28 protein-coding genes are annotated in these 26,975 nt (G+C 77.8%); 13 read left to right on the forward strand and 15 right to left on the reverse strand.

Going from position 1 to position 26,975, the window contains the following annotated elements:
- On the forward strand, positions 1–1,708 hold a 1,708-nt coding region (locus ACFO3M_RS21810), incomplete at its 5' end, for a transglutaminaseTgpA domain-containing protein (RefSeq protein ID WP_387994024.1).
- Positions 1,709–1,738: 30 nt separating this feature from the next.
- Here the strand turns inward: ACFO3M_RS21810 and ACFO3M_RS21815 are convergent.
- The 3 genes from ACFO3M_RS21815 to dinB form a co-directional block, all read right to left on the reverse strand.
- Positions 1,739–2,110 carry a cupin domain-containing protein gene (locus ACFO3M_RS21815; protein WP_387994026.1) on the reverse strand — a complete coding sequence of 124 codons (372 nt, stop codon included), beginning with the start codon at positions 2,108–2,110 and terminating at the stop codon, positions 1,739–1,741.
- A gap of 139 nt (positions 2,111–2,249) precedes the next feature.
- Positions 2,250–2,678, reverse strand: coding sequence for a DUF3040 domain-containing protein (locus ACFO3M_RS21820; protein WP_387994028.1), 429 nt, complete (start codon positions 2,676–2,678; stop codon positions 2,250–2,252).
- A gap of 136 nt (positions 2,679–2,814) precedes the next feature.
- On the reverse strand, positions 2,815–3,987 hold the full coding sequence (gene dinB, locus ACFO3M_RS21825) for a DNA polymerase IV (RefSeq protein WP_387994030.1): 1,173 nt from the start codon (positions 3,985–3,987) through the stop codon (positions 2,815–2,817).
- A gap of 230 nt (positions 3,988–4,217) precedes the next feature.
- Between dinB and ACFO3M_RS21830 the strand changes: the two genes are divergently transcribed.
- From ACFO3M_RS21830 to ACFO3M_RS21840, 3 genes are all read left to right on the forward strand, one after another.
- Entirely contained in the window at positions 4,218–4,499 is a 282-nt protein-coding gene (locus ACFO3M_RS21830) for a BatC protein (protein WP_387994032.1), read from the forward strand.
- A gap of 287 nt (positions 4,500–4,786) precedes the next feature.
- Complete coding sequence (locus ACFO3M_RS21835; RefSeq protein WP_387994035.1) at positions 4,787–5,911, forward strand: cupin domain-containing protein; 1,125 nt, start codon at positions 4,787–4,789, stop codon at positions 5,909–5,911.
- A gap of 19 nt (positions 5,912–5,930) precedes the next feature.
- Complete coding sequence (locus ACFO3M_RS21840; RefSeq protein WP_387994037.1) at positions 5,931–6,863, forward strand: sucrase ferredoxin; 933 nt, start codon at positions 5,931–5,933, stop codon at positions 6,861–6,863.
- A 9-nt stretch (positions 6,864–6,872) separates the two neighbouring features.
- Here the strand turns inward: ACFO3M_RS21840 and ACFO3M_RS21845 are convergent, their stop codons facing one another.
- From ACFO3M_RS21845 to ACFO3M_RS21870, 6 genes are all read right to left on the reverse strand, one after another.
- The gene (locus ACFO3M_RS21845; RefSeq protein WP_387994039.1) at positions 6,873–8,045 is read right to left on the reverse strand and encodes an alkaline phosphatase family protein; all 1,173 of its coding nucleotides are present in this window, start codon (positions 8,043–8,045) and stop codon (positions 6,873–6,875) included.
- Positions 8,042–8,794 carry a class I SAM-dependent methyltransferase gene (locus ACFO3M_RS21850; RefSeq protein WP_387994042.1) on the reverse strand — a complete coding sequence of 251 codons (753 nt, stop codon included), beginning with the start codon at positions 8,792–8,794 and terminating at the stop codon, positions 8,042–8,044. Before ACFO3M_RS21850 ends, ACFO3M_RS21845 begins: the two co-directional genes overlap by 4 nt.
- Positions 8,795–8,843: 49 nt before the next feature.
- Positions 8,844–9,326 (reverse strand): VOC family protein, encoded by a 483-nt coding sequence (locus ACFO3M_RS21855; RefSeq protein ID WP_387994045.1) that lies wholly within the window; start codon positions 9,324–9,326, stop codon positions 8,844–8,846.
- Positions 9,327–9,433: 107 nt separating this feature from the next.
- Positions 9,434–13,282, reverse strand: a complete 3,849-nt coding sequence (locus tag ACFO3M_RS21860) for a DNA polymerase III subunit alpha (protein WP_387994048.1) — start codon at positions 13,280–13,282, stop codon at positions 9,434–9,436.
- Positions 13,279–13,758 (reverse strand): SAV_6107 family HEPN domain-containing protein, encoded by a 480-nt coding sequence (locus tag ACFO3M_RS21865; RefSeq protein WP_387994051.1) that lies wholly within the window; start codon positions 13,756–13,758, stop codon positions 13,279–13,281. Before ACFO3M_RS21865 ends, ACFO3M_RS21860 begins: the two co-directional genes overlap by 4 nt.
- Positions 13,758–14,084 (reverse strand): DUF6504 family protein, encoded by a 327-nt coding sequence (locus ACFO3M_RS21870; protein WP_387994054.1) that lies wholly within the window; start codon positions 14,082–14,084, stop codon positions 13,758–13,760. The genes ACFO3M_RS21865 and ACFO3M_RS21870 overlap by 1 nt, the downstream gene beginning before the upstream one ends.
- Before the next feature lie 229 nt (positions 14,085–14,313).
- Here ACFO3M_RS21870 and ACFO3M_RS21875 point away from each other — a divergent pair, with 229 nt between their 5' ends.
- From ACFO3M_RS21875 to ACFO3M_RS21900, 6 genes are read left to right on the forward strand one after another with little or no spacing between them, the layout of a single operon-like run.
- The gene (locus ACFO3M_RS21875; RefSeq protein ID WP_387994057.1) at positions 14,314–14,847 is read left to right on the forward strand and encodes a YbaK/EbsC family protein; all 534 of its coding nucleotides are present in this window, start codon (positions 14,314–14,316) and stop codon (positions 14,845–14,847) included.
- A gap of 14 nt (positions 14,848–14,861) precedes the next feature.
- Positions 14,862–15,437: a GNAT family N-acetyltransferase gene (locus tag ACFO3M_RS21880; RefSeq protein ID WP_387994060.1), complete on the forward strand. Its 576-nt coding sequence runs from the start codon at positions 14,862–14,864 to the stop codon at positions 15,435–15,437.
- A gap of 2 nt (positions 15,438–15,439) precedes the next feature.
- A complete protein-coding gene (locus ACFO3M_RS21885) occupies positions 15,440–17,074 on the forward strand; it encodes a phytoene desaturase family protein (protein WP_387994062.1) in 1,635 nt (544 codons plus the stop codon).
- A 20-nt stretch (positions 17,075–17,094) separates the two neighbouring features.
- The gene (locus tag ACFO3M_RS21890) at positions 17,095–17,874 is read left to right on the forward strand and encodes a carotenoid biosynthesis protein (RefSeq protein ID WP_387994065.1); all 780 of its coding nucleotides are present in this window, start codon (positions 17,095–17,097) and stop codon (positions 17,872–17,874) included.
- Positions 17,871–18,971: a glycosyltransferase family 2 protein gene (locus tag ACFO3M_RS21895; protein ID WP_387994068.1), complete on the forward strand. Its 1,101-nt coding sequence runs from the start codon at positions 17,871–17,873 to the stop codon at positions 18,969–18,971. The genes ACFO3M_RS21890 and ACFO3M_RS21895 overlap by 4 nt, the downstream gene beginning before the upstream one ends.
- An 18-nt stretch (positions 18,972–18,989) precedes the next feature.
- Positions 18,990–19,649, forward strand: coding sequence for a flavin reductase family protein (locus tag ACFO3M_RS21900; protein WP_387994070.1), 660 nt, complete (start codon positions 18,990–18,992; stop codon positions 19,647–19,649).
- A gap of 23 nt (positions 19,650–19,672) precedes the next feature.
- Here ACFO3M_RS21900 and ACFO3M_RS21905 read toward each other — a convergent pair whose 3' ends face one another.
- On the reverse strand, positions 19,673–20,650 hold the full coding sequence (locus ACFO3M_RS21905) for a carbohydrate kinase family protein (protein WP_387994073.1): 978 nt from the start codon (positions 20,648–20,650) through the stop codon (positions 19,673–19,675).
- 110 nt (positions 20,651–20,760) lie between these two features.
- On the opposite strand from ACFO3M_RS21905, the gene ACFO3M_RS21910 reads away from it, so the two are divergent.
- Positions 20,761–20,931, forward strand: a complete 171-nt coding sequence (locus tag ACFO3M_RS21910) for a hypothetical protein (RefSeq protein WP_387994076.1) — start codon at positions 20,761–20,763, stop codon at positions 20,929–20,931.
- 135 nt (positions 20,932–21,066) lie between these two features.
- Here the strand turns inward: ACFO3M_RS21910 and ACFO3M_RS21915 are convergent, their stop codons facing one another.
- Together ACFO3M_RS21915 and ACFO3M_RS21920 are read right to left on the reverse strand one after the other, a co-directional pair.
- Complete coding sequence (locus ACFO3M_RS21915; RefSeq protein ID WP_387994079.1) at positions 21,067–21,477, reverse strand: nuclear transport factor 2 family protein; 411 nt, start codon at positions 21,475–21,477, stop codon at positions 21,067–21,069.
- 188 nt (positions 21,478–21,665) lie between these two features.
- Positions 21,666–22,355, reverse strand: coding sequence for a CDP-alcohol phosphatidyltransferase family protein (locus ACFO3M_RS21920; RefSeq protein ID WP_387994082.1), 690 nt, complete (start codon positions 22,353–22,355; stop codon positions 21,666–21,668).
- Positions 22,356–22,419: 64 nt separating this feature from the next.
- Between ACFO3M_RS21920 and ACFO3M_RS21925 the strand changes: the two genes are divergently transcribed.
- Positions 22,420–23,226: a lipase family alpha/beta hydrolase gene (locus ACFO3M_RS21925; protein ID WP_387994085.1), complete on the forward strand. Its 807-nt coding sequence runs from the start codon at positions 22,420–22,422 to the stop codon at positions 23,224–23,226.
- On the opposite strand, the gene ACFO3M_RS21930 is transcribed toward ACFO3M_RS21925, so the two are convergent.
- Genes ACFO3M_RS21930 through ACFO3M_RS21940 form a run of 3 tightly spaced genes read right to left on the reverse strand, consistent with a single transcriptional unit; the run spans position 23,223 to position 26,086 of the window.
- Positions 23,223–24,035, reverse strand: coding sequence for an ABC transporter permease (locus ACFO3M_RS21930; protein ID WP_387994087.1), 813 nt, complete (start codon positions 24,033–24,035; stop codon positions 23,223–23,225). The two genes, ACFO3M_RS21925 and ACFO3M_RS21930, sit on opposite strands and share 4 nt — an antisense overlap.
- 16 nt (positions 24,036–24,051) lie before the next feature.
- A complete protein-coding gene (locus tag ACFO3M_RS21935) occupies positions 24,052–24,969 on the reverse strand; it encodes an ABC transporter ATP-binding protein (RefSeq protein ID WP_387994090.1) in 918 nt (305 codons plus the stop codon).
- A gap of 10 nt (positions 24,970–24,979) precedes the next feature.
- Complete coding sequence (locus tag ACFO3M_RS21940; RefSeq protein WP_387994093.1) at positions 24,980–26,086, reverse strand: transcriptional regulator; 1,107 nt, start codon at positions 26,084–26,086, stop codon at positions 24,980–24,982.
- Positions 26,087–26,129: 43 nt separating this feature from the next.
- Between ACFO3M_RS21940 and ACFO3M_RS21945 the strand changes: the two genes are divergently transcribed.
- Positions 26,130–26,774, forward strand: coding sequence for a hypothetical protein (locus ACFO3M_RS21945; protein ID WP_387994096.1), 645 nt, complete (start codon positions 26,130–26,132; stop codon positions 26,772–26,774).
- Positions 26,775–26,975: the final 201 nt, after the last annotated feature.

The following is a 26,975-nucleotide window of genomic DNA, read 5'->3' on the forward strand; positions in this document are numbered from 1 at the left end:
CGCGCGGGCCGTCGGGCGGGGCGGCCCCGGCGGGCTCGACGGGGCCGGCCGCGCCGCGCTGGCGCTGGCCGCCGCCGTGGTGGGCGGCAGCGTGGTGCCGACCCTGCCCGAGGGCCGGGTGGTCGCCGGCTTCGGTCCCGGGGGCGGCGGCGGGTCGACCGGCACCGCACTCGACGCGGCCGCGGCGCTGCAGGGCCAGCTCACACTGCCCCAGCCGATCGACCTGCTGCGGTTCGACGCCTCGGTACTCGACCCCGGCTACCTGCGCGTGGTGACCCTCGACGTCTACAGCGCCGAGGACGGCTGGACGGTGGGCAACCTCGACGGCGAGACGTCGGTGGGGCAGCCCGACGACCTCGCGCCGCTGCCCGGGCGCCGCGACGGCCGGCGGGTCGAGGCCACGATCACCGCGGTCGGCCACGACGACCGGTTCCTGCCGGTGCTCACCTCCCCCCTGACGGTGGAGATCGCCGACCCCGGGGCCTGGCGGTTCGACCCCACCACCGGCACCGTCTTCGGCCGCGACGTCACCACCGCGGCCCAGAGCTACCGGGTCACCGCCGTCGAGGCCCGCCCCACCGAGGACGACCTGCGCGCCGCCGGCGAGGTGCCGCCCGGCTCGCCGGTGCGCGAGCGCGACACCGCGCTGCCGCCGCTGGACCCCGCCGTCACCGACCTGGTCGCGAGCCTCACCGCGGGCGCGGCCACCCCCTACGACGCGGTGCGCGCCATCCAGGGCCACTTCTCCCGCGCGAACGGCTTCGTCTACAGCCTCGCGACCCGGCCGGGCACCAGCGGCGACGACCTCGTCGACTTCCTGCAGCTCAAGCAGGGCTACTGCGAGCAGTACGCCGGGGCGATGGCCGCCATGGTGCGGGCCGCGGGCATCCCCGCCCGGGTCGCGCTGGGCTACACGCCCGGCCGGGTGCAGCCCGGCGGCGGGCGGCTGGTCACCAGCGACGACGCGCACGCCTGGGTCGAGGTGTACTTCGACGACCTCGGCTGGGTGCCGTTCGACCCCACCCCGATCGACAGCGAGCGCGCCGTCGACCTGCCGTGGGCGCCGCGGCCGGCCGACCAGGAGGTGCTCGAGCGCCCGCAGGACGTCCCGACCGCGCCGACCGCGCCGCAGAGCGCCCCGACGCCGCAGCAGGACCGCGTGGACGGCGCCACCCCGCAGGGCACGACGGCCGCGCAGACGTCGTCGGCGCGGCCGGTGCTGGTCGCCGCCGGCGTGCTCGGCGGGCTGGCCGCGCTGCTGGCCGGCCTGGCCGGCGCCCGCGCGCTGCAGCGGCGCCGCCGGGTGGCCGGCGGGAGCCCGGCCGCGCTGTGGGACGAGCTCGCCGCGACCGCGCGGGACCTCGGCCTGCCCTGGGACCCCGCGCAGACCCCGCGGCAGCAGGCGGCGGCGCTGACCCGCACCCTCGAGGGCGACGCGGTCGCCGGGGGCGCGCACCGCGCCGGCGTCCCCGACGCGGCCGTCGCGGTCGGGCGGCTGGCCCGGGCGGAGGAGGCGGCCAGCTACGGCCGCCCCGGCGCGCCCGCCGACCCGTCCCTGGGCGCCGCGCTGACCCGGGCGCGGCGGGGGCTGACCGCGACGGCGGCGCCGCGGGCCCGGCTGCGGGCGCTGCTGTGGCCCGCGTCGCTGGGCGACGCGCTCGCGGCCGCGGTCACCGCGAGGCTCCCCCGCCGGAACCCCGCCGCCTGAGCCGGCCCCGCCGGTCCCGGGCCGGCGGGGCTACGGCCGGGCCGCCCAGACCGAGGCGCCGTGCCAGTCGATGGCCACGACCGGCTCGTCCCCCACCACCCAGGCGTCGTGCCCCGGCGGCAGCGACGTGACCTCACCGGGACCGGACTCGATCTCGGTGCCGTCGGCCATCACGACGTGGATGCGGCCGGAGACCTGGTATTGCTGGTGCGGGGCCTGGCACAGGTCCGTGCCGGCCACCGGCCGGACGTGCTCGGACCACCGCCAGCCGGGCTGGACGGTGATGCGGCCGACCTCGGCGCCGCCGGCCAGGTGCAGCAGCTCCAGCCGCCAGTTCTCACCGTGCCGGACCTCGTCGGGACGGTCGAAGGACAGGTGCTCCAGGGGCTGTGTCTGCGTCATCGGGACCCCCCCTCCCGATCGGCTCGTGGGGCAGGCCCCATCGTCCTCGTCCCCCCGGGACGGGTCGACTCCCTCGGCCACGGGAACGGCGACGGCCGCCGTCCCGGGTGGGACGGCGGCCGTCGCGGGGTCTCGCGGGCTACTGGTCGTAGCGGCGGCGGAAGCGCTCCTCGAGCCGGTTCTTCAGCGGCTGCTTGCGGGGCCTGCCGCCCCGGCCACGGCCGCCCTGCGCGCCGCGGGCACCGGCCGGGCCGGTCTCGACGGCGCCGGTGGCCGAGCGGTAGTTGAGGACGCCGAGCGCGGCGCCGCCGAACATCACGAGGAACCCGAGGACGCCCAGCGGCACGGACGGGACGACGGCACCACCGACGAGGACGGCCAGGCCCACCACGACCAGCAGCGCACCGAGCTGCAGCTTCCGCCGCGCCCTGAGCCTGCGGTCGCCGGTGCGGACGGAGGAGGCGAACTTGGGATCGTCGTCGACGAGGGCGCGCTCGATCTGCTCCAGCAGTCGCTGCTCGTGCTCGGAGAGCGGCACCGAGACCTCCAGGTGGGCGGAGCCAGACACCGCCGGGCCCGTACCCGGTGGTGACACCGAGGATACGAGCCGTTGGCGGGGTGCGAAAGGCGAGTCCGCGGCGACCCGCCGTACCGCCGTCGTGACCACCCCTCCGGGGGGTCCCGGGCGGTCCCCCGGGCCCGTCTCAGCGCACCCGGCGGTCGCGGTCGCGGTGCAGCAGGGTGGCCGGCCGCACCGCGCCGGCGCCGAACCGGCGGGCGGCCCGGTCGGCGGCCAGCTCGGCGTCGCGGCGGCCGTGCTCGCGGGCGCCGAGCTCCAGCTGGCGGGGCGCCTGGCCGGCCGGGACCAGCCGCTCGGCCCGCACGCCGACCAGCCGGATCCGCGCCCGGTCCAGCCCGAGGGCGTCGAACAGGGCGCGCGCGGTCTCGTACACGTCCTGCCCGACGTCGGTGGGGACGCCGAGGGTGCGGCTGCGGGTGAGGGTGGTGAAGTCGGCGAAGCGGACCTTGATGCTCACCGTGCGGGTCAGCCAGCCGCCCGCGCGCAGCCGGGCCGCCGTCCGCTCGGACAGCCGCAGCAGCTCCCGGTGGACGACCGCGGGGTCGTCGACGTCGGTGGGGAAGGTCTCCTCGTGCCCGGTCGACCGCTCCGGCTCGTCGGGCACCACCCGGCGGGGGTCGCGGCCCCAGGCGAGCTCGTGCAGGTGGCCGCCGGCGGCGGGGCCCAGCGCCCGCTGCAGGGTGCGCGCCGGGACGTGCGCGAGGTCGCCGACGGTGCGCAGCCCCAGCCGCAGCAGCACCTGCTCGGTCTTCGCGCCCACGCCCCACAGGGCGCCGACCGGCAGCGGGTGCAGGAAGTCGATGACCTCGGCCGGGCGAACGACGAGCAGCCCGTCGGGCTTGGCGCGGGTGGAGGCGAGCTTGGCCACGAACTTGGTGCCGGCCACGCCGACGGAGCAGGTGATGCCCTGCTCGTCGAAGACGCGGGCGCGCAGGTAGTCCCCGATCTCGGCGGCGTCGCCCAGCCGGCGCCCGGCCCCGCCGACGTCGAGGAAGGCCTCGTCCAGGCTCAGCGGCTCCACCAGCGGGGTCACCGACCGGAACAGCGCCATGACCGCGCGGGACACCTCGGCGTACAGCGCCGTGTCCCCCGGCAGCACGGTCGCCGTCGGGCACAGGCGCAGCGCCCGCGCCGTCGGCATGGCGGCGTGCACGCCGTACGCGCGGGCCTCGTAGGTGGCCGAGGTGACCACCCCGCGGTTGCCCGCGCCGCCGACGATGACCGGCGTGCCGGCGAGCTCGGGGTGGCGGCGCACCTCGACGCTGGCGAAGAACGCGTCCATGTCGACGTGCAGCACCGTGCACCCCTCGGCACGCCCCCCCGACGACCCCACGCGACCTCCCCGTTCGAACACGTGTTCGGAGACTAGCGGCCCTCCCCAGGAGGCGGCGCGCCGTCCCCGGCGTGTCCGGGCGCGTCGGGAAGACGCTGGTCGGCGCATGTGTGACCGGCCCACGGGCGAGGTAGGTGGGACACCACCGACCGCCGTCCGGCGGACGGTCCCGACCCGGATCCCGGAGGAGCCCGATGGCGCTCGACGACGACGACATGACCAGCACGGAGGGTCCGGCCGACAGCGGAGCCGGCGAGGGCACGCCCGGCCAGCACGACGGCGGCGCCGACGGCGGTGCCGACAGCGGCGCGGGCCACGGCCCGGCCGACGGTGGCGCGGCCGGCGGCGGTGCCGACGGCGGTGCTGACGGCGGCGCGGACGGTGGCGCCGACGGCGGTGCCGACGGCGGTGCGGACGGCGGTGCGGACGGTGGCGCCGATGGCGGTGCCGACGGTGGCGCGGACGGTTCGGCCTGAGCCAGGACCCGACCGCCGCGGGGCCGGGCGGGGCTGACGCCCGCCCGGCCCTGCGCCGGTGCACGCACCTCGACCCCGCGGTCTTCGCCGAGCAGTACTGGTCCCGCCGCCCGCTGCTCGCCCGCGCCGAGGACACCGGGGAGTCGTTCACCGACCTGCTGACGCTGACCGACGTCGACGAGCTGCTGTCGCGGCGCGGCCTGCGCACGCCGTTCCTGCGCATCGCCAAGGACGGCGCCGTCGTCGACGCCCAGCGGTTCACCACCTCCGGTGGCGCCGGCGCCGAGGTGGCCGACCAGGTCTCCTCCGACGCCGTCCTGCGGCTGTTCGCCGACGGCAGCACCGTGGTCCTGCAGGGCCTGCACCGGCTGTGGCCGCCGCTGATCGAGTTCGCCGACCAGCTCGCCGCCGACCTGGGGCACCCCACGCAGGTCAACGCGTACGTCACGCCGCCGTCCTCGCGCGGGTTCAGCCCGCACTACGACGTCCACGACGTCTTCGTGCTGCAGGTGGCCGGCGAGAAGCACTGGACCGTCCACGAGCCGGTGCTCGAGGAGCCGCTGCGCACCCAGCCGTGGACCGACCGCCGGGCCGCCGTCGCCGCGGCCGCCGGGCGCGAGCCGGTGGTCGACGCCGTGCTGCGCCCGGGCGACACCCTCTACCTGCCGCGCGGCTACCTGCACTCGGCGGTAGCGCTCGGGCAGACCAGCGCGCACCTGACCATCGGCGTGCACACGGTGACCCGCTGGGCCGCGGCCGAGTCCGCGCTGGACCTGGTGCGGGTGCTGGCCGCCGAGGACCGGGAGCTGCGCCGCGCCCTGCCGCTGGGCCTGGACCTGTCCGGCCCGGCGTCGGTCCGCGACGATGTCGCCACCGTCGTGACCGCGCTGCAAGAGTGGCTGGGCCGGGTGGACCCCGGCGAGGTCGCCGAGCGGCTGCGCTCGCGGACCTGGTCGCAGGTCCGCCCCGAGCCGGTGGCGCCGCTGGCCCAGGCCACCGCGGCGGCCGCGCTCACCCCGGACACCGTGCTGCGGCTGCGCCGCCGGCTGCGCTGCGCGCTGCGGGAGGCCCCGGCCACCGCCGAGGGCGAGCGGGTGGCGCTGCTGGCCGGCCGCCGCCGGCTGGAGTTCCCCGCCTCGACCCGCGCCGCGCTGGAGGGGCTGCTGGCCGCCGGCGAGCTCAAGGTCGCCGACCTGGCCGGCCTCGACGCCGACGACCGCCTCGTCCTCGCCCGCCGGCTGGTCACCGAGTCGATCGCGCTCGTCGCCGACGCGGCGGTGCAGGGCGCGCACGGGTTCGACGGCGTCCCGGCCACCGCCCCCGAGCCGGGCCCGCACGGACCGGGCGCCCCGGCGCCCGACGCCGGCGGGGACGATGGGGAGCGTGCCGACGCCCTCGGGACCGGGTCGTGACCCCGTCACCTGCCCCCGGGTGACCGCTCCCGTCCCCGCGCGCGCCGGCCGGCTCGACGCCACCCGCTGCTCGGTCACGGCCCTGGTCCGGGGGGACTCCCCCGTGGCCACGGCCGGGCCGGCGCAGCGCTGGCTGCTCGTCGAGCAGCCGGGCCCGTGGGGCCGCGACGCGCTGACCGGCTCCCGCATCGACCCGGCGGTGACCGCCCGGCTGGCCGCGCGCGCCCGCGCCGAGGGCGTGCGGGTGCTGCTCGTCCGCCGGCCCGGCGACCGGGCCGCGGACTCCGGGCGCCGCTGGGCCTACGCCGACGGCCGCCCGGGCCGCGAGGGCCTGTGGTGGTCCACCCGCACCGACGACGCCGACCTGGTCGAGGCGCCCTGGGACGGCTCGGTGGGCGAGCGCGCCGACCGGCCGGTGTACCTGGTGTGCACGCACGGGCAACACGACGCCTGCTGCGCGCTGCGCGGCCGGCCGCTGGCCGCGGCGATGCCCGCGCCCGCCGACGTCTGGGAGTGCAGCCACCTCGGCGGCTGCCGGTTCGCCTCCAACGTGCTGGTGCTGCCGCACGGGTTCGCCTACGGGCAGGTGCCCGGCGACGGCGCCGACCTGGTCGCGGCGCACGCGCGCGGCGAGGTGGCGCTGCCGTGGCTGCGCGGGCGGGCCGGGCTGCCGCTGCCCGCGCAGGCCGCCCAGCAGGCCGCCCGTGAGCGGCTGGGTCTGCTCGGCATCGACGACCTGCCGGTGCGCGGCTCCCGGCGCCTGGCCGCCACCGCGGCGGAGGACGCCGACGGCGTCGAGCGGTTCGAGGTGGTGCTCGGCGGCGCGGACGGCGACGTCGTGGTGCGGGTGGAGAGCCGGCCGGCGGACGAGGCGGCGCAGCTGACCTGCCGGGCGGTGCACGCGGCGCACCCGCGCACGTGGACGGCGCTGTCGGTGTCCCCGGTCCGCTGAGCCCGGCCGCTAGGCCAGCGCCCGGCCGCGGGCGAGCAGCAGCGGGATCGCGACCTCGGCGTCGGTGAGCGACCCGTGGTAGGCGGCCAGCCGGCTCGGTCCCGGCTCGGTGGCCGAGGCGGTGACCGCCCACGGGCCGCGGGCGAGCGCGACGACGTCGCCGATGCGGGCGGCCATCCCCTCGCCGACGGCGCCGAACACCCCGCTGGCGACCGCCTCCTCCCGCCCGGCCACCCACGCCCGGTCGCCGAGCACGCCGCGCCAGGCGTCGAGGACGTCGGCGGCGGCGCCCGGGACGGTGTGCGCGTAGCGGGCGCGGGGCTCGCCGGCCAGCAGCGCGACGCCGTCGAGCAGGGCGGGCTCGTCGTCGACGTCGAGGCGGGTGCCGGCGGGGACGTCGAGCATGCCGTGGTCGGCGGTGACCAGCAGGGCGGCGTCGTCGGGCAGGCCGGCGACCACCTGCTCGACCACCCGGTCGACCAGCGTGAGCTGCACCCGCCAGCTGGCGGAGTCGACCCCGCGCACGTGGCCGGTGAGGTCGAGCTCGGGGGTGTAGCCGTAGACCAGCCCGGTGGGGGTGGCGGCCAGCGACTGCAGCAGCACGGCGGCGAGGTCACCGGCGCCGACCGTGCCCGCGTAGGCCGCGCCCCGGTACACGGCGGTGGTGAGGCCGGAGCCGGCGTAGGCGTAGGGGGCGACGGCGGTGACCGGCAGGCCGGCGGCCGCGGCCTGCTCGAAGACCGTGGGGCGGGGCTGCCAGTCGCGGGGGTCGGGGTCGTCGGCCCACTGCACGTGGTTGAGCAGCCGGTCCTCGCCGGGGACGGCGGTGACGAAGCCGAGGACGCCGTGCCCGCCCGGGGGGACGCCGGTGCCGAGCGTGGCGAGGCTGACCGGGGTGGTGCTCGGGCAGGGGGCGGCGAGGTCGCCGGCGGGCGTGGCCAGCGCGGCGAGGGCCGGGGCGAGGTGCGCGTGCGCGCGCAGCAGGTGCGCGCCGAGGCCGTCGACGAGCAGGACCGCGACCCGGCGGGCGCCGGCCAGGGCCGCGGTGAGGCCGAGCGGGTCGGCGGGCAGGCCGCCGCGGTCGACGCCGACCCCCAGGGCGGCGGCCGCGCCGGGCAGGACGTCGGCGAGGCTGGCCGCGCCGTAGGCGGGGCGGACGAGGTCCGGCGGCAGCGCCGTCACGGGCGCGTGGCCAGGACGTGCAGGCCGGCGGCGATGTCGCGGTAGGGCGAGGTGCCGGCCAGCGCGAGCTCGAGGCGGCGGACGGCCTCGGGGTCGGCGCCGGAGCTCGCGTCGAGCAGGTCGGCGACGACGGCGACGCCGCGCCACTCCTCCGGCTCGAGCCCGGCGTTGCGCAGCAGCGCGAGCAGGTCCTCGGCGGCGAACCGGCGGCGCGCGGGGCGGGTGCGGCCGGGCGCGGGGTCGCGGTCCTCGAGCAGGGCCAGCGCCTCCTTGGGGTGGCCGCCCAGCGCCCGGGCGAGGACGGCGCCGGCCCGGTTGGCGGTCGCCACGCTCACCCGGCCGCCGGGGCGCAGCGCGCGGGTGATCTCGCCGAGGGTGGTGGCGGGGTCGTCGACCACCTCGAGCACCGCGTGGCACAGCGCGAGGTCGTAGCCGCCGCCGTCGGGACCGTCACTGCCGAGGGGCAGCTCGTGCAGCAGGTCGCCGTCGCCCTGCAGGCCGCGGACCCGGTCGCCCACCCCGGCGGTCTGCGCCCGGCGCTCGAGGGTGGCCAGCGCGTCGGCGCTGGGGTCGACGACGGTGACCTCGTGGCCGCGGCGGGCCAGCGGGACGGCGAAGACGCCGCTGCCGCCGCCGACGTCGAGGACCCGCAGCGGGGTCCCCGCGCCGGCCAGCGGGTCGAGCGCGGCCCAGACCGCGGCGGTCCGGACGGGCAGCTGCTCGCCGGTGGACGGTGCGGGGGCGGTCACCCGTCCGACCCTAGTGGCGGGGGTCTCCCCGCACCGGCCCGCGGCCGGTTCAGGCGGAGACCGAGTCGGCGGCGCGCTCCAGGTCGGCGATGACGATCTTCCGCATCGTGAACATCTGCTCGACGGCGCGGCGCCGCCGGTCGGGGTCGGGGTCGGCCTGCAGCTCCAGCAGCCGGACGGGCACGACCTGCCAGGAGACGCCGAAGCGGTCCTTCAGCCAGCCGCAGGGGGCCTCCTGGCCGCCGTCGGTGAGCCGGTCCCAGTAGTGGTCGACCTCGGCCTGGTCGGCGCACAGGACCTGGAAGGAGATGGCCTCGCTGAACCGCCAGTCCTGCGGGCCGCCGTTGAGGCCGACGTACTCGGTGTCGCCGAGCCGCCAGCTGACCGTGAGGACCTGCCCCTCCCGCGCGGGGTCCTCGGCGCCGTAGCGGACGGTGCCGAGGACCTCGGCGTCCGGCCAGATCGACGTGTAGAAGCGCGCGGCCTCCTCGGCCTCGGTGTCGAACCACAGGCACGGGATCTGCTTCGGCACGGCTGTCCTCCTCCACGGTGCCGGCCGGGACGCCGGCGCTCGGGAGGGCAGACGCCGCGGACGCCCGGGACTCATCGGTGCGCCGGCCGGTGCGGGGCGGGCGGGCGTCAGTGGCCGGAGCTGCCCGGGCTGGAGTGCCAGAGCTTGCGCGGCGCGGCCGCTGCGGCGCTCCGTCCTGCCGCGGCGCCCCGTCCTGCCGCGGCGCCCCGTCCTGCCGCGGCGCTCCGTCCTGCCGCGGCGCTCCGTCCTGCCGCGGCGCTCCGGGCGGCGGTCGCGGCGTCGTCCCCGGCGGGCTTGACGTCCGCGTACGGCGACATGCGGAAGCCGGTCGGGTGCACGAGCACCGGCTTGACCACCACCGGCCGCGAGCCGTGCGAGGCCGCCGCCCCGGCTATGGCCTGGTCGGTGTACTCCCCCGGCGCGGCCATGTGCTCGGCCACCGCGGCGAGGCCGCCGGTCTCCCAGGCCTCGTACAGCGCGGGCATCTCCCAGGCGCCGGTGGCCCGGATCGACACCCCGCGCGGGCCGGTGCGCCGCAGCACCCCGCGGATCACCAGCAGCCACGAGTGGAACACCGTCGCCGCGTAGGGGCCCTGCACGTCCTCGAAGAAGGTCGAGTCGGTGCAGCCGGTGCCGTCGTCGAGGGTCACGAACACCACCCGGCGTCCCGACCGGATCGGCGGGGTCTGGGTGGCCACCTTGACCCCGGCCACCAGCACCTCGGCGCTGCTGCGGGCACCGAGCAGCTCCCCCGCCGGCACCGCGCCGATCGCCGAGAGGAACGGCCGGTAGAAGTCGACGACGTGGCGGCTGGCGTCCAGCCCGAGCACCTCCAGCTCGGCACGGACCAGCTCGGCGTCGGTGAACTCCGGCAGCCCGGACCCCCCGCCCCACTCCGGCCCGGTCTCCTCGGGACCGCCTCCTCCCGGGGGTCCCGCGTCCCCGGGGTCGAGGCCGAGCAGGTCCAGGCTGAGCTGCCCCACCGACCCGGCCTTCGCCCCGCTGCGGCTCCACCGGTCCAGCTCGCTGATCTGCAGCAGCAGGTCGCGGCGGGTCACCGACCGGCGCGAGCGGGTGGGCCGGCCGGCCTCGCGGTCGCGCACGCCGAACCCGTAGAGCGAGTCGAACCCGCCGGCGAGCACCAGCCGCTCGACCACCGGCCGGGACACCGCGGCCCGCGACCAGAAGTCGGTCAGCGACCGGTAGGGCTGCCCGGCCACGATCCGCTCCACCTCGTCCTCGCCGATGCCCTTGACGTCGGTGAGCGACAGCCGGATCCCGTAGCCCGACGGGTCGGGCATCGCCGCCGGCATCCACTCCGGCCGCCGCCAGTCCTCCCGCCGGTCCGCGGGGGCGAGCCGCTCCACCCGGTAGGTGCCGGTCGAGGCGTTGACGTCCAGGCCCAGCACCCGGATCCCGAAGTTGCGGGCGTCGTCGAGGATCAGCCGCTTCGGGTACATGCCCGGGTCGTGGGTGAGCACCCCCGCGAGGAAGGCCGCCGGGTGGTGGGTCTTCAGCCACGCCGACTGGTAGGTGGGCAGCGCGAACGCCGCCGCGTGCGCCTTGCAGAACCCGAACGAGCCGAAGGCGACGAGCACCTCCCACACCCTCTCGACGACGTCGACCGGGTAGCGCCGCAGCGCCTCGGGCACGAACCAGGCCCGCACCTCCGGGTGCAGCTCCCGGTCGCCCAGCGCGCGGCGCGCCTCGTCGGCCTGGGCGAGGTCGCAGCCGGTCATCTGCGCCACGATCTGCAGCACCTGCTCGTGGAAGACGACGACCCCGGCGGTCTCCCGCAGGAACGGCGCGAGGTCCTCGTGCGGGTAGACCGGGTCCTGCCAGCCGTTCCGGGCCAGCAGGAACGGCGTCACCATGTCGCTCTTCACCGGCCCGGGCCGGAACAGCGAGATGTCGATGACGATGTCCTCGAACGTCTCCGGCCCGAACTTGCCGACCAGCTCCCGCTGCCCCGGCGACTCGATCTGGAACATGCCGAGCGTCCGGGTGCTGCGGATGAGCTCGAACGTCGTCGGGTCGTCGCGCGGGACGGCGTCGACGTCGACGGTCTCGCCGTCGACCCGGGCCACCTCGTCGAGGGCGTGCGCGATCGCCGACTGCATCCGGATGCCGAGCAGGTCGAGCTTGAGCAGCCCGAGCTCCTCGACGTCGTCCTTGTCGAACTGGCTCATCGGGTAACCGAGGTAGCTGCTCTCCACCGGCGTCCGGTCGAGCAGCGTGGCGTCGGACAGCAGCACGCCGCACGGGTGCAGCGCGATGTGCCGGGGCAGGCCGTCGAGCCGGGCGACCAGGTCGAACAGCAGGTCGAGGTCGCCGGTGCCGCCGCCCCGCCGCGAGCCCATCCGGCTGGCCCGCAGCTCCGGCAGGTCGCGCAGCGCGGCGTGCACCTGGTTGGCCCGGACGTGCGGGAACGCCTTGGCGACGGCGTCGATCTCGGCCGGCGGCAGGCCGAGCGCGGCGCCGACGTCGCGGATGGCGTGCCGCACCCGGTAGGTGTCCATCATCGAGATGCAGCTGACCCGGTGGGCGCCGAAGCGGTCGAGGACCGCGTCGTAGACCTCCATCCGCCGGGCGGACTCCACGTCGATGTCGATGTCGGGCAGCTGGTGGCGCAGCGGGGAGAGGAACCGCTCCATCAGCAGGCCGTAGCGGATCGGGTCGACGTCGGAGATGCCGAGCAGGTAGGTGACCAGGCTGCCCGCGCCCGACCCGCGCGCCGCGGCCCGGACCCGCAGGCCCCTGATCAGGTCGACGACGTCGGCGACGGTGAGGAAGTAGGAGGGGTAGCCGAGGGAGTCGATGACGGCGAGCTCCTCCTCGAGCCGCCGGGTCACCTTCTCCGTGCGGGCCATCCCGCGCCGGCCGAGCCCGGCCTCGCAGCGGGCGCGCAGCACCTCGGACGGGTCCGTCCCGCGCTCGCCGGGCGCGGTGACGACGTCGAGCTCGGGATAGCGCACGGTGCCGATGCCGAGGTCCTCGCGGACGTCGACGGCGCACTGCTCGGCCAGCCGGGCGGTGCGCTCGGTCAGCCGCAGCGCGGCGTCGCGGTCGGGGCCGGCGAGGTCGGCGGCGACCTCGGCCATCTCCTTGCCCGACTTGAGGTAGCCCTCGGCGGTGCGCCGGTCGACGTGCCGGGTGTCGAGGGCGACCAGCCGCCGGGAGGCGTCGAGGACGTCGGCGGTGGGCGCGTCGAGGGCGTCGACGTAGCGGACGGCGTTGGTGAGCACCGCCGGCACGCCCTCCTCCTCGGCGAAGCGCAGCAGCCGCTGGGCGCGGGAGCGGTCGCCCCGGCCGCGGTGGTGCACCACCTCCAGCACCAGCGAGCCCGGGCCGAACACCGACCGCCAGGCGTCCAGCCGCGCGGAGGCGACGTCGGCCCGCCCGGCCGCGAGCGCCCGGCCCACCGGCGAGTCCGGTCCCAGCACCGCGACCAGCCCGGGCGCGTGCTCGGCGGCCAGCGCGAGCGAGGCCACCGGCTCGCCGCGGGTGCCGCGCAGGTGCGTGGCACTGGTCAGCCGGCACAGCGAGCGCCAGCCGGCGCCGTCGCGGGCGAGGAAGGTGACCCGCGGCAGCCGCGGGTCGACGCCGGCGCCGCCCCGCACGGGGCTGCGCCGCGCCGGCGCCGGCCGCGCGGGGGCGTGCCCGGTACGGCGCAGGGAGAACTCGTCCTCGCCCAGCACGTGCGCCCGTGCCGGCGGCACGGTCGTGTCCACCGCCGGCGCGACCGCGAGGTCGACGCCGAACACCGGCCGCAGCCCGGCCGACCGGCAGGCCAGCGCGAACTTGACCGCGCCGTACAGACCGTCGCGGTCGGTCAGCGCCAGCGTCGTCATGCCGTGCTCGGCGGCGCGCGCGACCAGGTCGGCCGGGTGGTTGGCCCCATACCGCAGGGAGTAGCCGGAGGCGACGTGCAGGTGGACGAAGGGGTCCCCGCTCACCGCCCGCGGGCGGGCCGGTGCGCGGTGCCGCCGACCACGCGCGGCCGGGGCGCCGGCTCGGGCGTGGTGGCCAGCAGCTCCTCGACCACGGCGAGGAAGGTCCCGGCGTCGCGGACCAGGTCGTCGGCCTCGCGCTCGGTGACCGCGCGGGACAGCCCGGCCTCGGCGGCGGCGCGCTTGGCCGCGCCGGCGGCGAAGAAGGTGGCCCACTCCCCCAGCTCGGGGGCGACCTGCTCGAGCAGCACCCAGGCGCTGCGCGGCCGGCGGCGGCCGCTCTCCGGCCGGGTGCGGGCGGCCAGCACCCCCGCGGCGGCCCGCAGCGCCGCCAGGTGCGCGGTGGCGTAGCGCCGGCACGCGTCGGGGGCGTGCCGGGCCTCGGCCAGGGCCCGGGTGGCCTGGTCCAGCAGCTGGCCCGCGGCCGCCGGGAGCGGCGGGGGCAGGGGCAGCTGCTCGGCCACGGCGCGCGCGGCGCCCATCAGTCGTGCACCCGCACGAGCGACCAGCGGTTGTCCGCGGCGTCCCAGCACAGGTCGTAGACACCGGCGAAGCTCATCCGCGAGCGGCCGGCCCGCAGCGCCTCCACCCGGAACACCTCGCGGGGGGCGACCAGGTCGGCCGAGGCGCCGCCGGAGGTGCCGGCGGCCCGCTGCCACCACGGCGCGGTCTCGACCCACGAGTCGAGCAGCTCGCCGACGACGTAGCGGCCCTGCCCGCGCCAGAACTGCGCCGGCCCGAGCGGACCGCGCTCGACCTGCACCTCCTCGCCGGCCCGCTCGCCGACGTCACCCAGCACCCGGCTCATGCCCGTCTCCCCACCCCGTGCCGTCCGACGGTCCGCCCACCGCCCGGGCGGGGAAGGTCCCGGGGCGGTGGCCGACCTGTTCGAACGTGTGTTCGAACACGTCGAGTAGACCCGACCGCGCCGGTCCCGTCAAGCCGGACGCGCCACCGCGTCCTCCCCGGGAGGAGCCCCTCCCGACCGCGTGCCGGACGGTACGGCGGGGGTCCGACAGCGGTGGCAGGATCAGCGCATGAGCCGACCCGCCCACCCCCGGGTGGCCGCGATCGCCGACCTGCTCGCCGGGGCCGGCGCCACCGGGCGGGTCCACGAGCTCGCCGACGGCGCGCACACCGCCGCCGCGGCCGCCGCACAGCTCGGCGTCCCGGTCGGGGCCATCGCCAACAGCCTGGTGTTCGACGTCGGCGGGCAGCCGCTGCTCGTGCTGACCAGCGGCGCCCACCGGGTCGACGTCGCGAAGGTGGCCGCCCTGCTCGGCGTGCCCCGCGTGGAGCGCGCCTCGGCCGCCTTCGTCCGCGAGCACACCGGCCAGCCGATCGGCGGGGTCGCCCCCATCGGCCACCCCGGGCCGATCGGCACGCTCGTCGACGTCGAGCTGGCCCGGTACGACCACGTCTGGGCCGCCGCCGGCCACCCGTCGGCCGTCTTCCCCACCAGCTACGACGAGCTGCTGCGACTGACCGCCGGCACCCCCGCCGAGGTCGGGAGCGGCCCGACCGCCGACGGTCCGGCCGCCGCTCCCCACCCCGCCGCGGTGGGCCCGTGAACGAGGAGACCCCCGTGACCGGCACGACGCCCGCGACGCGGGTGACCGAACTGCCCGCAGGCTGGCTGCGCGAGCACATGCACGAGGCGCTGGCCATCTACGGCGAGGCGATGGGGTACGACGCCTCGGTGGTCGCCGGCCGCTACGGCTACGCCGTCCAGCACACCGAGCGCCCCGGCTTCCGCGCGGTCGGCGCCTTCGCCGCCACCCCGGACGGCGAGCAGCTGGTCGGCTTCGGCTACGGCTACCTCGTCGCCCCCGGCCAGTGGTGGCACGACCAGGTGCGCGCGGCGCTGGACCGGCGGACCGCCAAGCGCTGGCTGCCCGGCGCGTTCGAGGTGTGCGAGCTGCACGTGCACCCCGAGGCGCAGAGCCGCGGGCTGGGCCGGCGCCTGCTGCACGCGCTGGTGGAGGGCGTGGACGCGCCGGCCGCGCTGCTGTCCACCCCCGACGCCGACACCAAGGCGTTCCGGCTGTACCACGCCGACGGCTTCGTCGACCTCGCCCGCGGCCACCACTTCCCCGGGGACGCCCGGCCCTTCGCCATCCTCGGCGCCCGGCTGCCGCTGCGGCCGGTCCCCGGCACCTGAGCGTGCGGGAGCCGGACCGGGCCGTCGACGCCGTCGTCGTCGGCGCCGGCCACAACGGGCTGGTCGCCGCCTGCTACCTGGCGCGCGCCGGGCTGGCCGTCGAGGTGGTCGAGCGCGACGACGTCCTCGGCGGCGCGGTGTCCACCGTGGAGCGCTGGCCCGGGGTCCGGGTCGACCGCGGCTCCAGCGCGCACGTGATCGTCCGGCACAGCGGGGTCGTCGAGGAGCTCGACCTGGCCGCCCACGGCCTGCGCTACGTGGACTGCGACCCGTGGGGCTTCGCGCCCGCCCCGGCGCCCGGCGACCCCGGCCCGGACGGCCGCCCGCTGGTGTTCTCCGTCGACCTCGACGCCACCTGCGCCTCGATCGCCGCCGCCTGCGGGCCCGACGACGCCGACGCCTATCGCCGGTTCGTCGGCGTCTGGGGCCCGCGCAGCCGGGCCGTCGTCGACTCCTTCGGCCGCCGGCCCACCCCGCTGGGCCTGGCCCGCGCGTTCTGGCCGCTGGGCGCGCCGACCGGCGGCGCCCCGCGCACCCCCGGCGGCGACCTCGCCGCCGACTTCCTCGGCTCCGGTGACGCGCTGCTGGACCGCTGGTTCACCAGCGAGCGGCTCAAGGCGGCGCTGGCCTGGTTCGGCGCGCAGTCCGGCCCGCCGACGAGCGAGCCCGGCACCGCGGCGATGGTCGCCTGGGTGGCGCTGCTGCACGACACCCCGCCGGGCCACCCGGTGGGCGGCTCCGGCGGGCTCACCCAGGCGCTCCGGCGCCGGCTGGAGGCCGACGGCGGCCGGGTCGTCCTCGGCGACGGCGCCGCGCGGCTGCTGACCGACGGCGGCCGCGTCACCGGCGTCGAGACGGAGTCGGGACGGCGGGTGTCCGCGCCGGTCGTCGTCGCCGCCTGCCACGTCCTGGCCACCCGCGACCTCGCCGGCGAGGCCGCCCCGCCCGCCCTCGCGGACGCCGCCCCACCGGTGGGCAACGGCTTCGGCCTCGTGCTGCGCTGCCTCACCGACGCGCTGCCGGCCTACCCCGGCGTGGACCCGGCCGTGTCGGCGCAGGGCCTGCAGCTGCTGTGCACCGACCGCGGGCAGCTGGCCGCCGCGCACGGCGACTGGCTGGGCGGCCGGCTGCCGCGCGAGCCGGTGCCGCTGGCGATGTCCTTCTCCGCCGGCGACGACACCCTCGCCCCGCCCGGGCGGCACGTGGTCACCGTGTGGGGCCAGTGGTACCCCTACGCCCTCGCCGACGGCGGCGACTGGGACGCCCTCGCCGACGCCGAGGCGCAGCGGCTGGTGGCCGCCGTCGACCGGTACGCCCCCGGCTTCGCCGCCTCGGTGCAGGACGTGTACGTCCAGACGCCGGTGCTGCTGGAACGCGAGCTGTCGCTGCCGCGTGGCAACGTCATGCACGTGGAGATGGGCCTGGCCAGCATGTTCTCGCTGCGCCCGACGCCGGCGCTGGCCGGCTACCGGGTGCCCGGCCTGGCCGGGCTGTACCTGGCCGGCGCCTCCACCCACCCCGGCGGCGGGGTCTCGGGCAACTCCGGCCGGACGGCGGCGCGGGTGGTGCTCGCCGACCGGCGGCCGCTCGCCCGCGCCCGTGCGGCGGCGGGGCGGCTCGCGCGGGCGGCCCGGTGAGCGCAGCAGCGGGTCCCGGTGTGGCGGCTCTCCGGCGGGCACCCGCGCCCGCCCGCCTGCCGCTGGCCCTCGCTGTGCTGCTGGTGCTGGCCGCGGTCGCCTACCCGCTCACCGACGGCGCGGCCCGCGACACGGTGTCCTGGACGATCGTGCTGCTCGGCTCGGCGGTGTCGGTGACCTCGGCCGCCGCCGCGCACGGCGCGCGCACCGGCGCCGCGGTGCTCGGGCTGGTGGCGGTCACCGCGGTCGCGTTCGAGTCGGTCGGGCTGGCCACCGGCGTCCCCTACGGCACCTACTCCTACAGCGACGCCCTCGGCCCGACGCTGCTCGGCGTGCCGTTCCTCGTGCCGCTGGCCTGGCTGATGATGGCCTGGCCGAGCCGGGTCCTCGCCGGGCTGCTCACCCGCCGGGTGCGGCCGGGCCGCCGGCAGGTCGCACGGCTCGCCGTCGCCGCGGCGGTGTTCGCCGGCTGGGACGTCGTCCTCGACCCGCAGCTGGTGCAGGCCGGCTACTGGACCTGGGCGCACCCCACCCCGGGGCTGCCCGGCATCGACACCGTGCCGCTGACCAACCTCGCCGGCTGGCTGCTCGCCGGGCTGGTGCTCATGACGCTGCTCGAGCTCGCCGTCCCCCCGACCGTCCGCGTCGACGCCGCGCCGCTGCTGGTGATCGCCTGGATGGTGGCCGGCGGGGCGCTCGCGCACGCCGTCTGGCTGGACCTGCCCGGCTCCGCGGCGTGGGGCGCGGCGCTGACCGCCGTCGTCGCCGCCGTCCTCGTGGTGCAGGCCCGCCGCCGGTGAGCGGCGCGGTCGTCCGGGTCCTGTCCGGCCTGGCGGTCGCCGGCGCCGCGCACGCCGCGGTCAACGCCGTCCTGCTGCGCCGCCCGCCGGCCGACCCGCCGGAGGCGACCCGGCCGGTCACCGTCGTCGTCCCGGTCCGGAACGAGGAGGCGCAGGTCGGCGACTGCCTGGCCGCGGTGCTGGCCTCGGCCGGCGTCCCGGACCTGCGGGTGGTCGTCGTCGACGACGGCTCCACCGACGGCACCGCGGCCGTGGTCCGCGGCACCGGCGACCCGCGGGTGCGGCTGGTGCCCGCCGGGGACCCGCCGGAGGGCTGGCTGGGCAAGCCGCACGCCTGCTGGGTCGGCGCGCGGACGGGGACCGACGACGGCGTGCTGGTCTTCCTCGACGCCGACGTCCGGGTGGCGCCCGGCGCGCTGGCCGCCGCCGCGTGGCTGCTCGAGGCGCACGGCCTGGACCTGGTCTCCCCGTGGCCCCGGCCGGTGGCCGGCACGCTCGCCGAGCGGCTGGTGCAGCCGCTGTCGCCGTGGTTGTGGATGACGACGCTGCCGCTGCGGGTGGCCGAGCGCTCGCCGCGGCCGTCGCTGACCGCGGCCAACGGCCAGTTCCTCGCGCTGACCCGGCGCGGCTACCTGCGCGCCCGCGGGCACGCGGCGGTGCGCGCGGAGGTGGTGGAGGACGTCGCGCTGGCGCGGGCGGTCAAGCGGTCCGGCGGGCGGGCGGTGCCGGCGGCGGGCGCGACGCTGGCCGAGTGCCGGATGTACGACGGCTGGGCGGCGATGCGCGCGGGCTACGGCAAGTCGCTGTGGGCGTCGGTCGGCGGGTCGCCGGCGGCGTCGGTGGCCGCGGCGGCCGTGCTCACCGCCGTCGGCGTCGTCCCGCCGCTGGCGGCGCTGCGCGGGTCGCGGGCGGGCCTGGCCGGCTGGCTGGCCGGGGTGGCCGGGCGGGCAGTGAGCGCGGCGGCGACCGGCGGGCGGGTGTGGCCCGACACCCTGACGCACCCGCTGTCGCTGCTGGCCCTGGACGTGCTGCTGGCCGGGTCGGTGGCCGGGCACCGGCGGGGCACGCTCACCTGGCGCGGACGCGCGCTGCCCTGACCCAGGCCAGGATGGGGCGTGACCTCGCCCTCGAGCAGCCCGGCCCGCACCGCCTTCGACCCCGGGGACATGCGCCCCACGGACTTCTACCGGGTGATGAACTCGGTGGTGGTCCCGCGGCCGATCGCGTGGGTGTGCAGCCGCTCGGCCGAGGGGGTGCACAACCTGGCGCCCCACTCCTTCTACACGGTGGCGTGCGTGCGGCCGCCGGTCGTGCAGTTCACCTCGGTGGGCCGCAAGGACTCGCTGAACAACGTCGAGGCCACCGGCGACTTCACGGTCAACCTGGTCCCCGAGGAGCTGTTCGAGCAGGCCAACGCCACCGGCACCGACTTCCCGCCCGACCAGAGCGAGGCCGAGGCCGCCGGCGTCCGGCTGGAGCCGAGCGAGCGGGTGGGCGCGCTGCGGGTGGCGCAGTCGCCGGTGAGCATCGAGTGCACGCTGCACTCGACGGTGCGCCTCGGCGACAGCACCGTCGTCTTCGGCCGGGTCGAGTGGATCAGCGTGTGGGCCGACGCCGTCCGCGACGGCCGCCCGCGGATCGAGGCGCTGCGGCCGCTGGCCCGGCTCGGCGGCAACGAGTGGTGCACGGTCGGCGAGGTGCGCGCGATCCCGCGCATCCCCTACACCCGGTGGGCCGAGGACCCCTCGATCGGCGAGCAAGTCCGCGGCAGGTGACCGCCCGCTCCCGGGCGAGGAGGTCAGGCGGGCAGGTGCTCGGCGACCTCGGCCGCGGCGTCGTCGCCGAAGGCCGCGGCGAACCGCCGGAGGAACGGCTCGCGGCGCAGCTCGTACTCCTGGGTGCCGACGACCTCGACGGCCTCGGTGGCCACCGCCGAGCCCAGCTGGGTGGCCCGCTCCAGGCTCAGTCCCCAGGTGCGGCCGGCGATGAACCCGGCGCGCAGCGCGTCGCCGCCGCCGGTGGGCTCGACCGGCTTGGTCTCGGGGACGGCGATGACCTCGATCGGGGCGGCGTCCTGCTGCCGGACGAGCACGCCCTTGGCGGCGCGCGTGGTGACCCAGGTGCCGACCCGGGCGAGGACCTCCCCGGCGTCCCAGCCGGTCTTCTGGGTGAGCAGCGCCGACTCGTACTCGTTGGTGAACAGCAGGTCCGCGCCGTCGACCAGCTCGCGGATCATCTCGCCGTCGGCCCAGGCCAGCTGCTGGCTGGGGTCGGCGGCGAAGGGGTAGCCGCGGTCCCGGCACTCCTGGGTGTGCCGCACCATCGCCTTCGGGTCGTTGGGGCCGATGACGACGAGGTCGGGGTGGCCGACGCGGTCGCAGACCGGCCCGAGCTCGATCTCGCCGGCCTCGCTCATCGCACCCGAGTAGAAGGACGCGATCTGGTTGTTGACCGCGTCGGTGGTGCACACGAACCGGGCGGTGTGCTTGAGCTCGGACCACCGCACGGCGTGGGTGTCGACGCCGTGGCGGGTGAGCCAGGCGTCGTAGTCGGCGAAGTCGCTGCCCACCGAGCCGACCAGCACCGGCGAGAGGCCGAGCAGGCCCAGGCCGTAGGCCATGTTGGCGCCGGCGCCGCCGCGGTGCTGGATGAGGTCGTCGACGAGGAAGGACAGGGAGACGTTCTCCATCTGCCCCTCGACGAACTGCTCGGTGAACCGGCCGGGGAAGGTCATCAGGTGGTCGGTGGCGATGGAGCCGGTGACGACGACGGGCACGGGGGCTCCTCGGGACGGGCGGGCGGGACGGCGAGCACGGCAACCCTAGAAGGCGGTCCCGGTCACACGCGCCCCGGCGTGCACCGGGACGGAACGGGTAGGGCCGTCCCATGAGCGACCGGCACACCCTCGCGACCATGGAGAAGCTCGACCTCGGCCACGGCAAGGGCAGCCTCGGCGACCACGTCGCCGTCTGCGCCTGCGGCTGGCGCAGCGACCCCGAGCCGGACAAGCAGGCGGCGCTGGACCGCCTCACCGAGCACGCCGAGGCGAACGACTAGGGCGCGTCCTGCGGACCGCGACCCCGCCGTCTCGGCCCGGAGGCGGCGGGGTGGGACGTCCGGGCGACGTCGTCGGCAGCCGTGTCGCCCGACCGTCCCCGTGCCCGGCCGGGGACGGCCACCCCGGAGGTGGCCTCAGCCGTCCCCAGGCCCCTCGCCCGTCATCGTGCGCACGGCCGCGTCGATGCCCTCCTCCTCCCCCGACACGGGCTCCATGTAGAGCCGCCCCCACGCGACGCGGCCGTCACGGACACCGAGGACGACCACCCCCGCCACGTCCAGGTCGCCGGCGCCCGCGCGCGTGCCGGTCCACCGCCACTCCGACCACTCACGGTCCCCGTCCTGACAGTGGCCGAGCAGCGTCGCTGAGAAGTCCGGCACTCCGGCGAACACGGCCGACCAGTTGGCCCGCACCTGCTCACGACCGGCGAAACCACGGCCGGGATGTGCTGGCTGCTCACTCCTGTAGTCCTCGTGGAAGCAGTCGAGGAACGCCTCGAGGTCATGGGCGTTCATCGCATCCCTCAGCCGGATGGCCAGCAGCATCCCGTTCTCCCCTCGTGTTCGGACGGTCGCGGAGGGCTTGTCCCCGGTCCTCGACGGGGTCGACCGTCACCGACGCGGACGGGCTCGGCCCGCCACGAGCCGCGTGAGGGTCCAGCCACAGTTGTCCCGTACCGGGCCGCTTGGGGACACGGCCAGGAGTCCCGGCGCACGAGATCCCCGGCCGGGCTCTAGTCCCCCAGCGCCCGGCGCAGCGAGATCCCGAGCTGCGCCGTGCCGACCAGCCCGAGCACGGCCCCGACGGCGGCCCCGGCGGTGACCACGACCGCGGGGCCGTCGTCGACGCCGGCGAGCGCGTCCAGGCCGGTGGCCGCGACGATCCCGGCCCCGCCGACGGTGAACCCGGCCATCGCCACCCGCGTGGGCCGCTCCCACACCGAGATCGCCCCCGTCTCGGCCACCCCGGCCTGCCCGGCCCGGGCGCGCAGGTAGTCCGGCAGCCAGCACAGCGCCCCGAAGACGGCGGCCAGCCAGCCCGGCGCCCCGGCCGCCCACAGCGCGAGCGCGTACGCGGCCTCGGTGAGCCGGTCGACGGCGGAGTCGAGGACGTAGCCGCGCCGCGACGCCCGCCCGCCCGCCAGCGCGAGCGCGCCGTCGAGGGAGTCGAGCAGGCCCGACAGGCCGATCAGCAGGCCACCGGCCACGAGCCACGCGCCGCCGGCCAGCGCCGGGCCGACGGCGGCCAGTGCGACGAGCAGGCCGAGCGCGGTGGCGGCCAGCGGCGGCAGCCAGGACAGCGCGCGGGCCAGCGCGTAGGCCAGCGACAGCCAGCCGTGCACCAGCCGGCTCGCGGCCGGGTCGGTGCCGCCGTGCCACCGCGACCATTCGGCGAGGTACTCGTCGCGGCTCAGCACGGGCACCCTCTCACCGGCGCAGTCTCTCCCAGTGCGGGCCGACGCCGGCGGGACCGGGGACAGTGGACGGGTGCTCGCCGGCCTGTCCCCCGCCCGCCGCCGCCTGGTCCTCGCCGTGCTGGCCCTCCTCCTCGTCGCCGCCGTGGCCGCGACCGTCCTGCTCCTCACCCGGGCGGACGGGCCGGGCCCGGCCGCGCCGGTGTCGCAGGAGGAGCCCGGCCCGGTGCTGCTGGTCCCCGGCTACGGCGGCGCCACGGGCTCGCTCACGTCGCTGGCGGACCGGCTGACCGCCGCGGGCCGCGACGCCACGGTGGTCGCGCTGCCCGGCAACGGCACCGGCGACCTCACCGCCGCGGCCGGCGCGCTGGACGACGCCGCCGACGCCGCGCTCGAGCGCACGGACGCCGGGAGCGTCGACGTCGTCGGCTACTCCGCCGGCGGCGTCGTCGCCCGGCTCTGGGCCGCCGGCGACGGCGCGGAGGTGGCCCGCCGGGTGGTGACCCTCGGCTCGCCGCACCACGGGACCACGCTGGCCGACCTCGCCGCCGGCGTCGCGCCCGGCCAGTGCCCCGAGGCGTGCCAGCAGCTGGCCACCGACAGCGAGCTGCTCGCCGGCCTCAACGCCGACGACGAGACGCCCACCGGACCGACGTGGGTGTCGGTGTGGACGACGCAGGACGCGACGGTGACCCCGCCGGACTCCGCCCACCTCGACGGCGCGCTGAACCTGACCGTGCAGTCGGTGTGCGCGCAGGCGGAGGTCGGCCACGGCGACCTGCCGCGCGACCCGCTGGTGCAGGCCATCGTGCTGGCCGAGCTGGCACCGGGCGACCCCGTGCCGCTGGGCCCCGCCGACTGCGCCCGCCTCGGCGGCTAGCTGGTCACGTCCTTGGTGGTGAAGTTCGCCCACGCCGCGGTCAGCAGCACGCCGACGTACACGCCCTGCAGCGCCAGCCCGCGGACGACGTCGCGCCACAGGACCGGGTCGCGGAACAGGTCGACGAACGCCAGCCAGTAGCGCGTGGGCAGGTACGGCGCGATCGGCGAGGCGGCGTCGAGGGTGAACAGCAGCGACGAGGTCACCAGCACCGCCAGCGCGCCGAGCGCGGCGGCCAGCGGCGAGTCGGTGAGCGTGGAGAAGAACAGCCCGAAGGCCGCGACGCCGAGCATGGAGACCGCGACGTAGCCGATCGCCATCAGCGTCCGGCCGGCCAGCTCCTCCGGCGTCAGCGAGGTCCCCGACACCGACGTCCCGGCCGCGACCGGCTGGGCGTCGAACAGCAGCGTGCCCACCAGGTAGCCGACGGCGGCGACCACCACGACGGTCACGACGACGAACGCCAGCACCGCGACCAGCTTGGCCACCAGCAGCCGGGTGCGGCCGGCCGGGCGGGCGAGCAGGTAGCGCAGCGTCCCGGCCTGCGCCTCCCCGGCGACGGCGTCGCCGCTGACCACCGCGACCGCGATCGGCAGGAACAGCGGCAGCACGATCGCCAGCGCGGCCAGGGGGAACAGCTGCCCGTTGGTGAGGACGGCGGACAGGAACGGCGGGCCCTCGCCCGGCCGCGGCGCGAGGTCGGTGACCTGCAGCAGCACCGCCACCAGCACCGGCAGCGCGTTGAGGACGGCGATCGTCGTCCAGGTGCGCGGCCGGCCGAAGGTCTTGCGCAGCTCGACGCCGATCACGCCCGCTCCCTGCCGATCACGCCCGCTCCACCCGGTCGGCGCTGGTGCCCGCGGCGGCGAGCACGACCTCCTCGAGCGTGGGCCGCTGCAGCGCGAGCCCCGCCACCGGGACGCCGGCGCCGACGAGCAGCGCGTTGACCTCCGCCGGGTCCGCGCCGCGCACGACGACCCGGCCGCCGTCGGTGCCGAGCACGCGCCCGTCGAGCACCGCGCGCACCCGCTCGGGCGCCGGCGTGTCGACGACGGTGGCGCCGGTGGGCGCGGTCAGGTGGGCGATCTCGTCCTGCAGCACCAGCCGCCCGCGGTCGAGGACGCCGACCCGGCTGCACAGCTGCTCGACCTCGGCCAGCAGGTGGCTGGAGAGGAACACCGTCGTCCCGCCGCGGTGCAGCTCGAGCAGCAGCTCGCGGATCTCGTGGATGCCCTGCGGGTCCAGGCCGTTGGTCGGCTCGTCGAGGACCAGCAGCTCCGGCCGGCGCAGCAGCGCGCCGGCCAGGCCCAGGCGCTGGCGCATGCCGAGGGAGTAGGCGCCGACCTTCCGCCGGCCCACCCCGCCCAGGCCGACCTGGTCGAGCACCTCGGCGATCCGCCGCCGCCGCGTGCGGCGGGAGCCACCCGGGCCGGCGGCGTCGAGCAGCGCCAGGTTGGCCGCGCCCGACAGGTGCCGGTGGTGCGCCGGGCCCTCGATCAGCGCGCCCACGCGGGGCAGCACCCGGCGCCCGGCCCGCGGCATCCGCTCGCCCAGCAGCTCGACCTCGCCGCGGGTGGGCAGCACCAGCCCCAGCAGCATGCGCACCGTCGTCGTCTTGCCCGAGCCGTTGGCGCCGAGGAAGCCGTAGACGTCGCCGGCGCGGACGTCGAGGTCGATGCCGTCGACCGCGCGCACCCGGCCGTACTGCTTGACCAGCCCCCGGGTGACGACCACCGACGTCACGACAGCACTCTCACGACGGCACCCCGGGGAGCCCGGCCGCGGCGTCGGCGAGCGCGTCGAGGGTGATGGTCCCGGTCAGCAGGTAGGTGCCGGAGCCGGGGGTGTCGAGCAGCATCAGGCCGAGCGGACCGACGGCGACCCGGGTGCCGCGCTCGTCGCGCACGGCGTCGGGGGCGGCGGCCAGCGCGGAGCGGACGGCCGCCGCCAGCCGGCCGGGGACCGGCGCCACGGCCAGCAGCGTCACGCCGCTGCCGTATACGCCGATCACCTCCGGCGCCCCGGCCAGCTCCCGCCGCGGCAGGCCGGCCAGCTCGCGCGGCAGCGGGACGAGCCGCAGCCGGCGGTCGGCCTCGCGCAGCAGGCCCTCGGCGTCCTGGCCGGCCCGGGCGCGGACGTCGGCCGGCGGGACGAACGCGATGACGCCGGCCGGCGGCACGGTCAGGTCGAGGTCGAGGAAGCGGGTGTCGAGCGCGGGGACCGACGCGCCGCCGGCGACGACCTCCACGGCCAGCGGCAGGCCGGTCCCCGCGTCGGCCCACACGTCGACGCGCGCCACCGAGGCGGCCGGCGCCGCGGGCACCAGCCGCAGGCCGAGCGCGTCGCGGCCGGCGACACGCCGGGCGCCGATCCGGGACAGCTCGTCGTCGGCGGCCTCCGACAGCAGCCGCCGGCCCAGGGTCGCCGGCACCAGGTCCGGCGGGGCGGGCAGGGTGAGCGGGGCCGGGGCGGTGCGGGTGGCGGTCGCGGACTCGTACTCCCACGTCCACGTGCCGCCCACGTCGACGTGCACGCCGGTCTCCCCCGTCGCCGACACGACGTCGACGCGGTGCTCCTCGGGGCCGCGCCACCAGACGCGCATCGCGGTGCGGTCGCTGAGCAGGTCGGCGACGGCGGGCAGCTGGTCGCCCACGGGCAGCGCGAGCCCGCCTGCCGAGACGGCGTAGCCGGAGAAGCCGACGGCGTCGCTGGCGAGGACGGCTTCCCGCAGGTCGGCGGCGGGGACGTCGGCGTCGTCGGCCGGCAGTGCGCCCACGAGCGCGGGCAGTGACGCGAGGACGGCGACCAGCCCGACCACGACCGTCCAGCGGCGGGCCCGCCCGTACCCGCGTGCGGCCATGACGGCCACGGTACGAGCGCCGCGCCACGGGTAGCCCATGGGCATGGCACCCCCGTTGAGCGACGCCGTCGTCGTCGACGTCCTGCGCCGGCTGGACCGGCTCACCGCCCCTCTCGTGCGGCGGCTGGCCCGCCCACCGGAGCTCCCGACCACCCAGCGCGACGCCTGGTGGGCCGAGCAGGCCGCCCAGGTGGGCGCGGTCGCGAGCAGCCTGCCGCGGGTGGCCGGCCGGCTGGCCGACCTCCTGCCGCTGCAGAACACCGTCGGGACGGCGGTCCAGTCGCTCGTGGTGCTCGGCGTGGCCAACGAGCACGGCGTCACCGACCCCGCAGAGCGGGTCTCCCTGCTGTCGGAGGTCCTGCTCGACCGCGACCTCCCGCCCGGCCGGGTCCGCCCGCTGCTGGAACGGGTGCGCGGCGCCTACACCGAGACCGCGATCGGCGCGAAGGAGGAGCGGGCCGGCCTGCGGGGCGTCGTGCGCACCATCTGGCGGGCCTCCCGGCTGCTCGGCCGCATCGACGAGGCGCTCGACGCCCGGCCCAAGGGGCGCATCGGCGCGCGGGCACTGGCCCAGCTGCCGGTGGTCGGCGTCCTCGGCGGGTACGCCGCCGAGCGGGAGGCGCTGCGCCGCGCCGCCCGGATGACCGCCGAGCTGCTGGAGCCCGGCCGCCGCGTCAGCGTGCGGTGATCTTCTTCGGTCGCATGCCCCCCTGAGCTGCGGGAACTGTCGTACCCCGGCCGTAGCGTGCGGGGTGTGGAGGAGGTCGCGGAGTACCGGTCACCGGTCGAGCAGGCGTTGCTCGACGCGGTGATCGAGCTGCCCGCACCCTTCCGCCGGCTGCCGGTGGCGCTGCTGTCGCGGGAGCAGAAGGCCGCCGAGCTGCAGCGG

Origin of the sequence: Geodermatophilus arenarius (assembly GCF_042654585.1) — a bacterium.
GTDB classification, from domain to species: Bacteria; Actinomycetota; Actinomycetes; order Mycobacteriales; family Geodermatophilaceae; genus Geodermatophilus; species Geodermatophilus arenarius.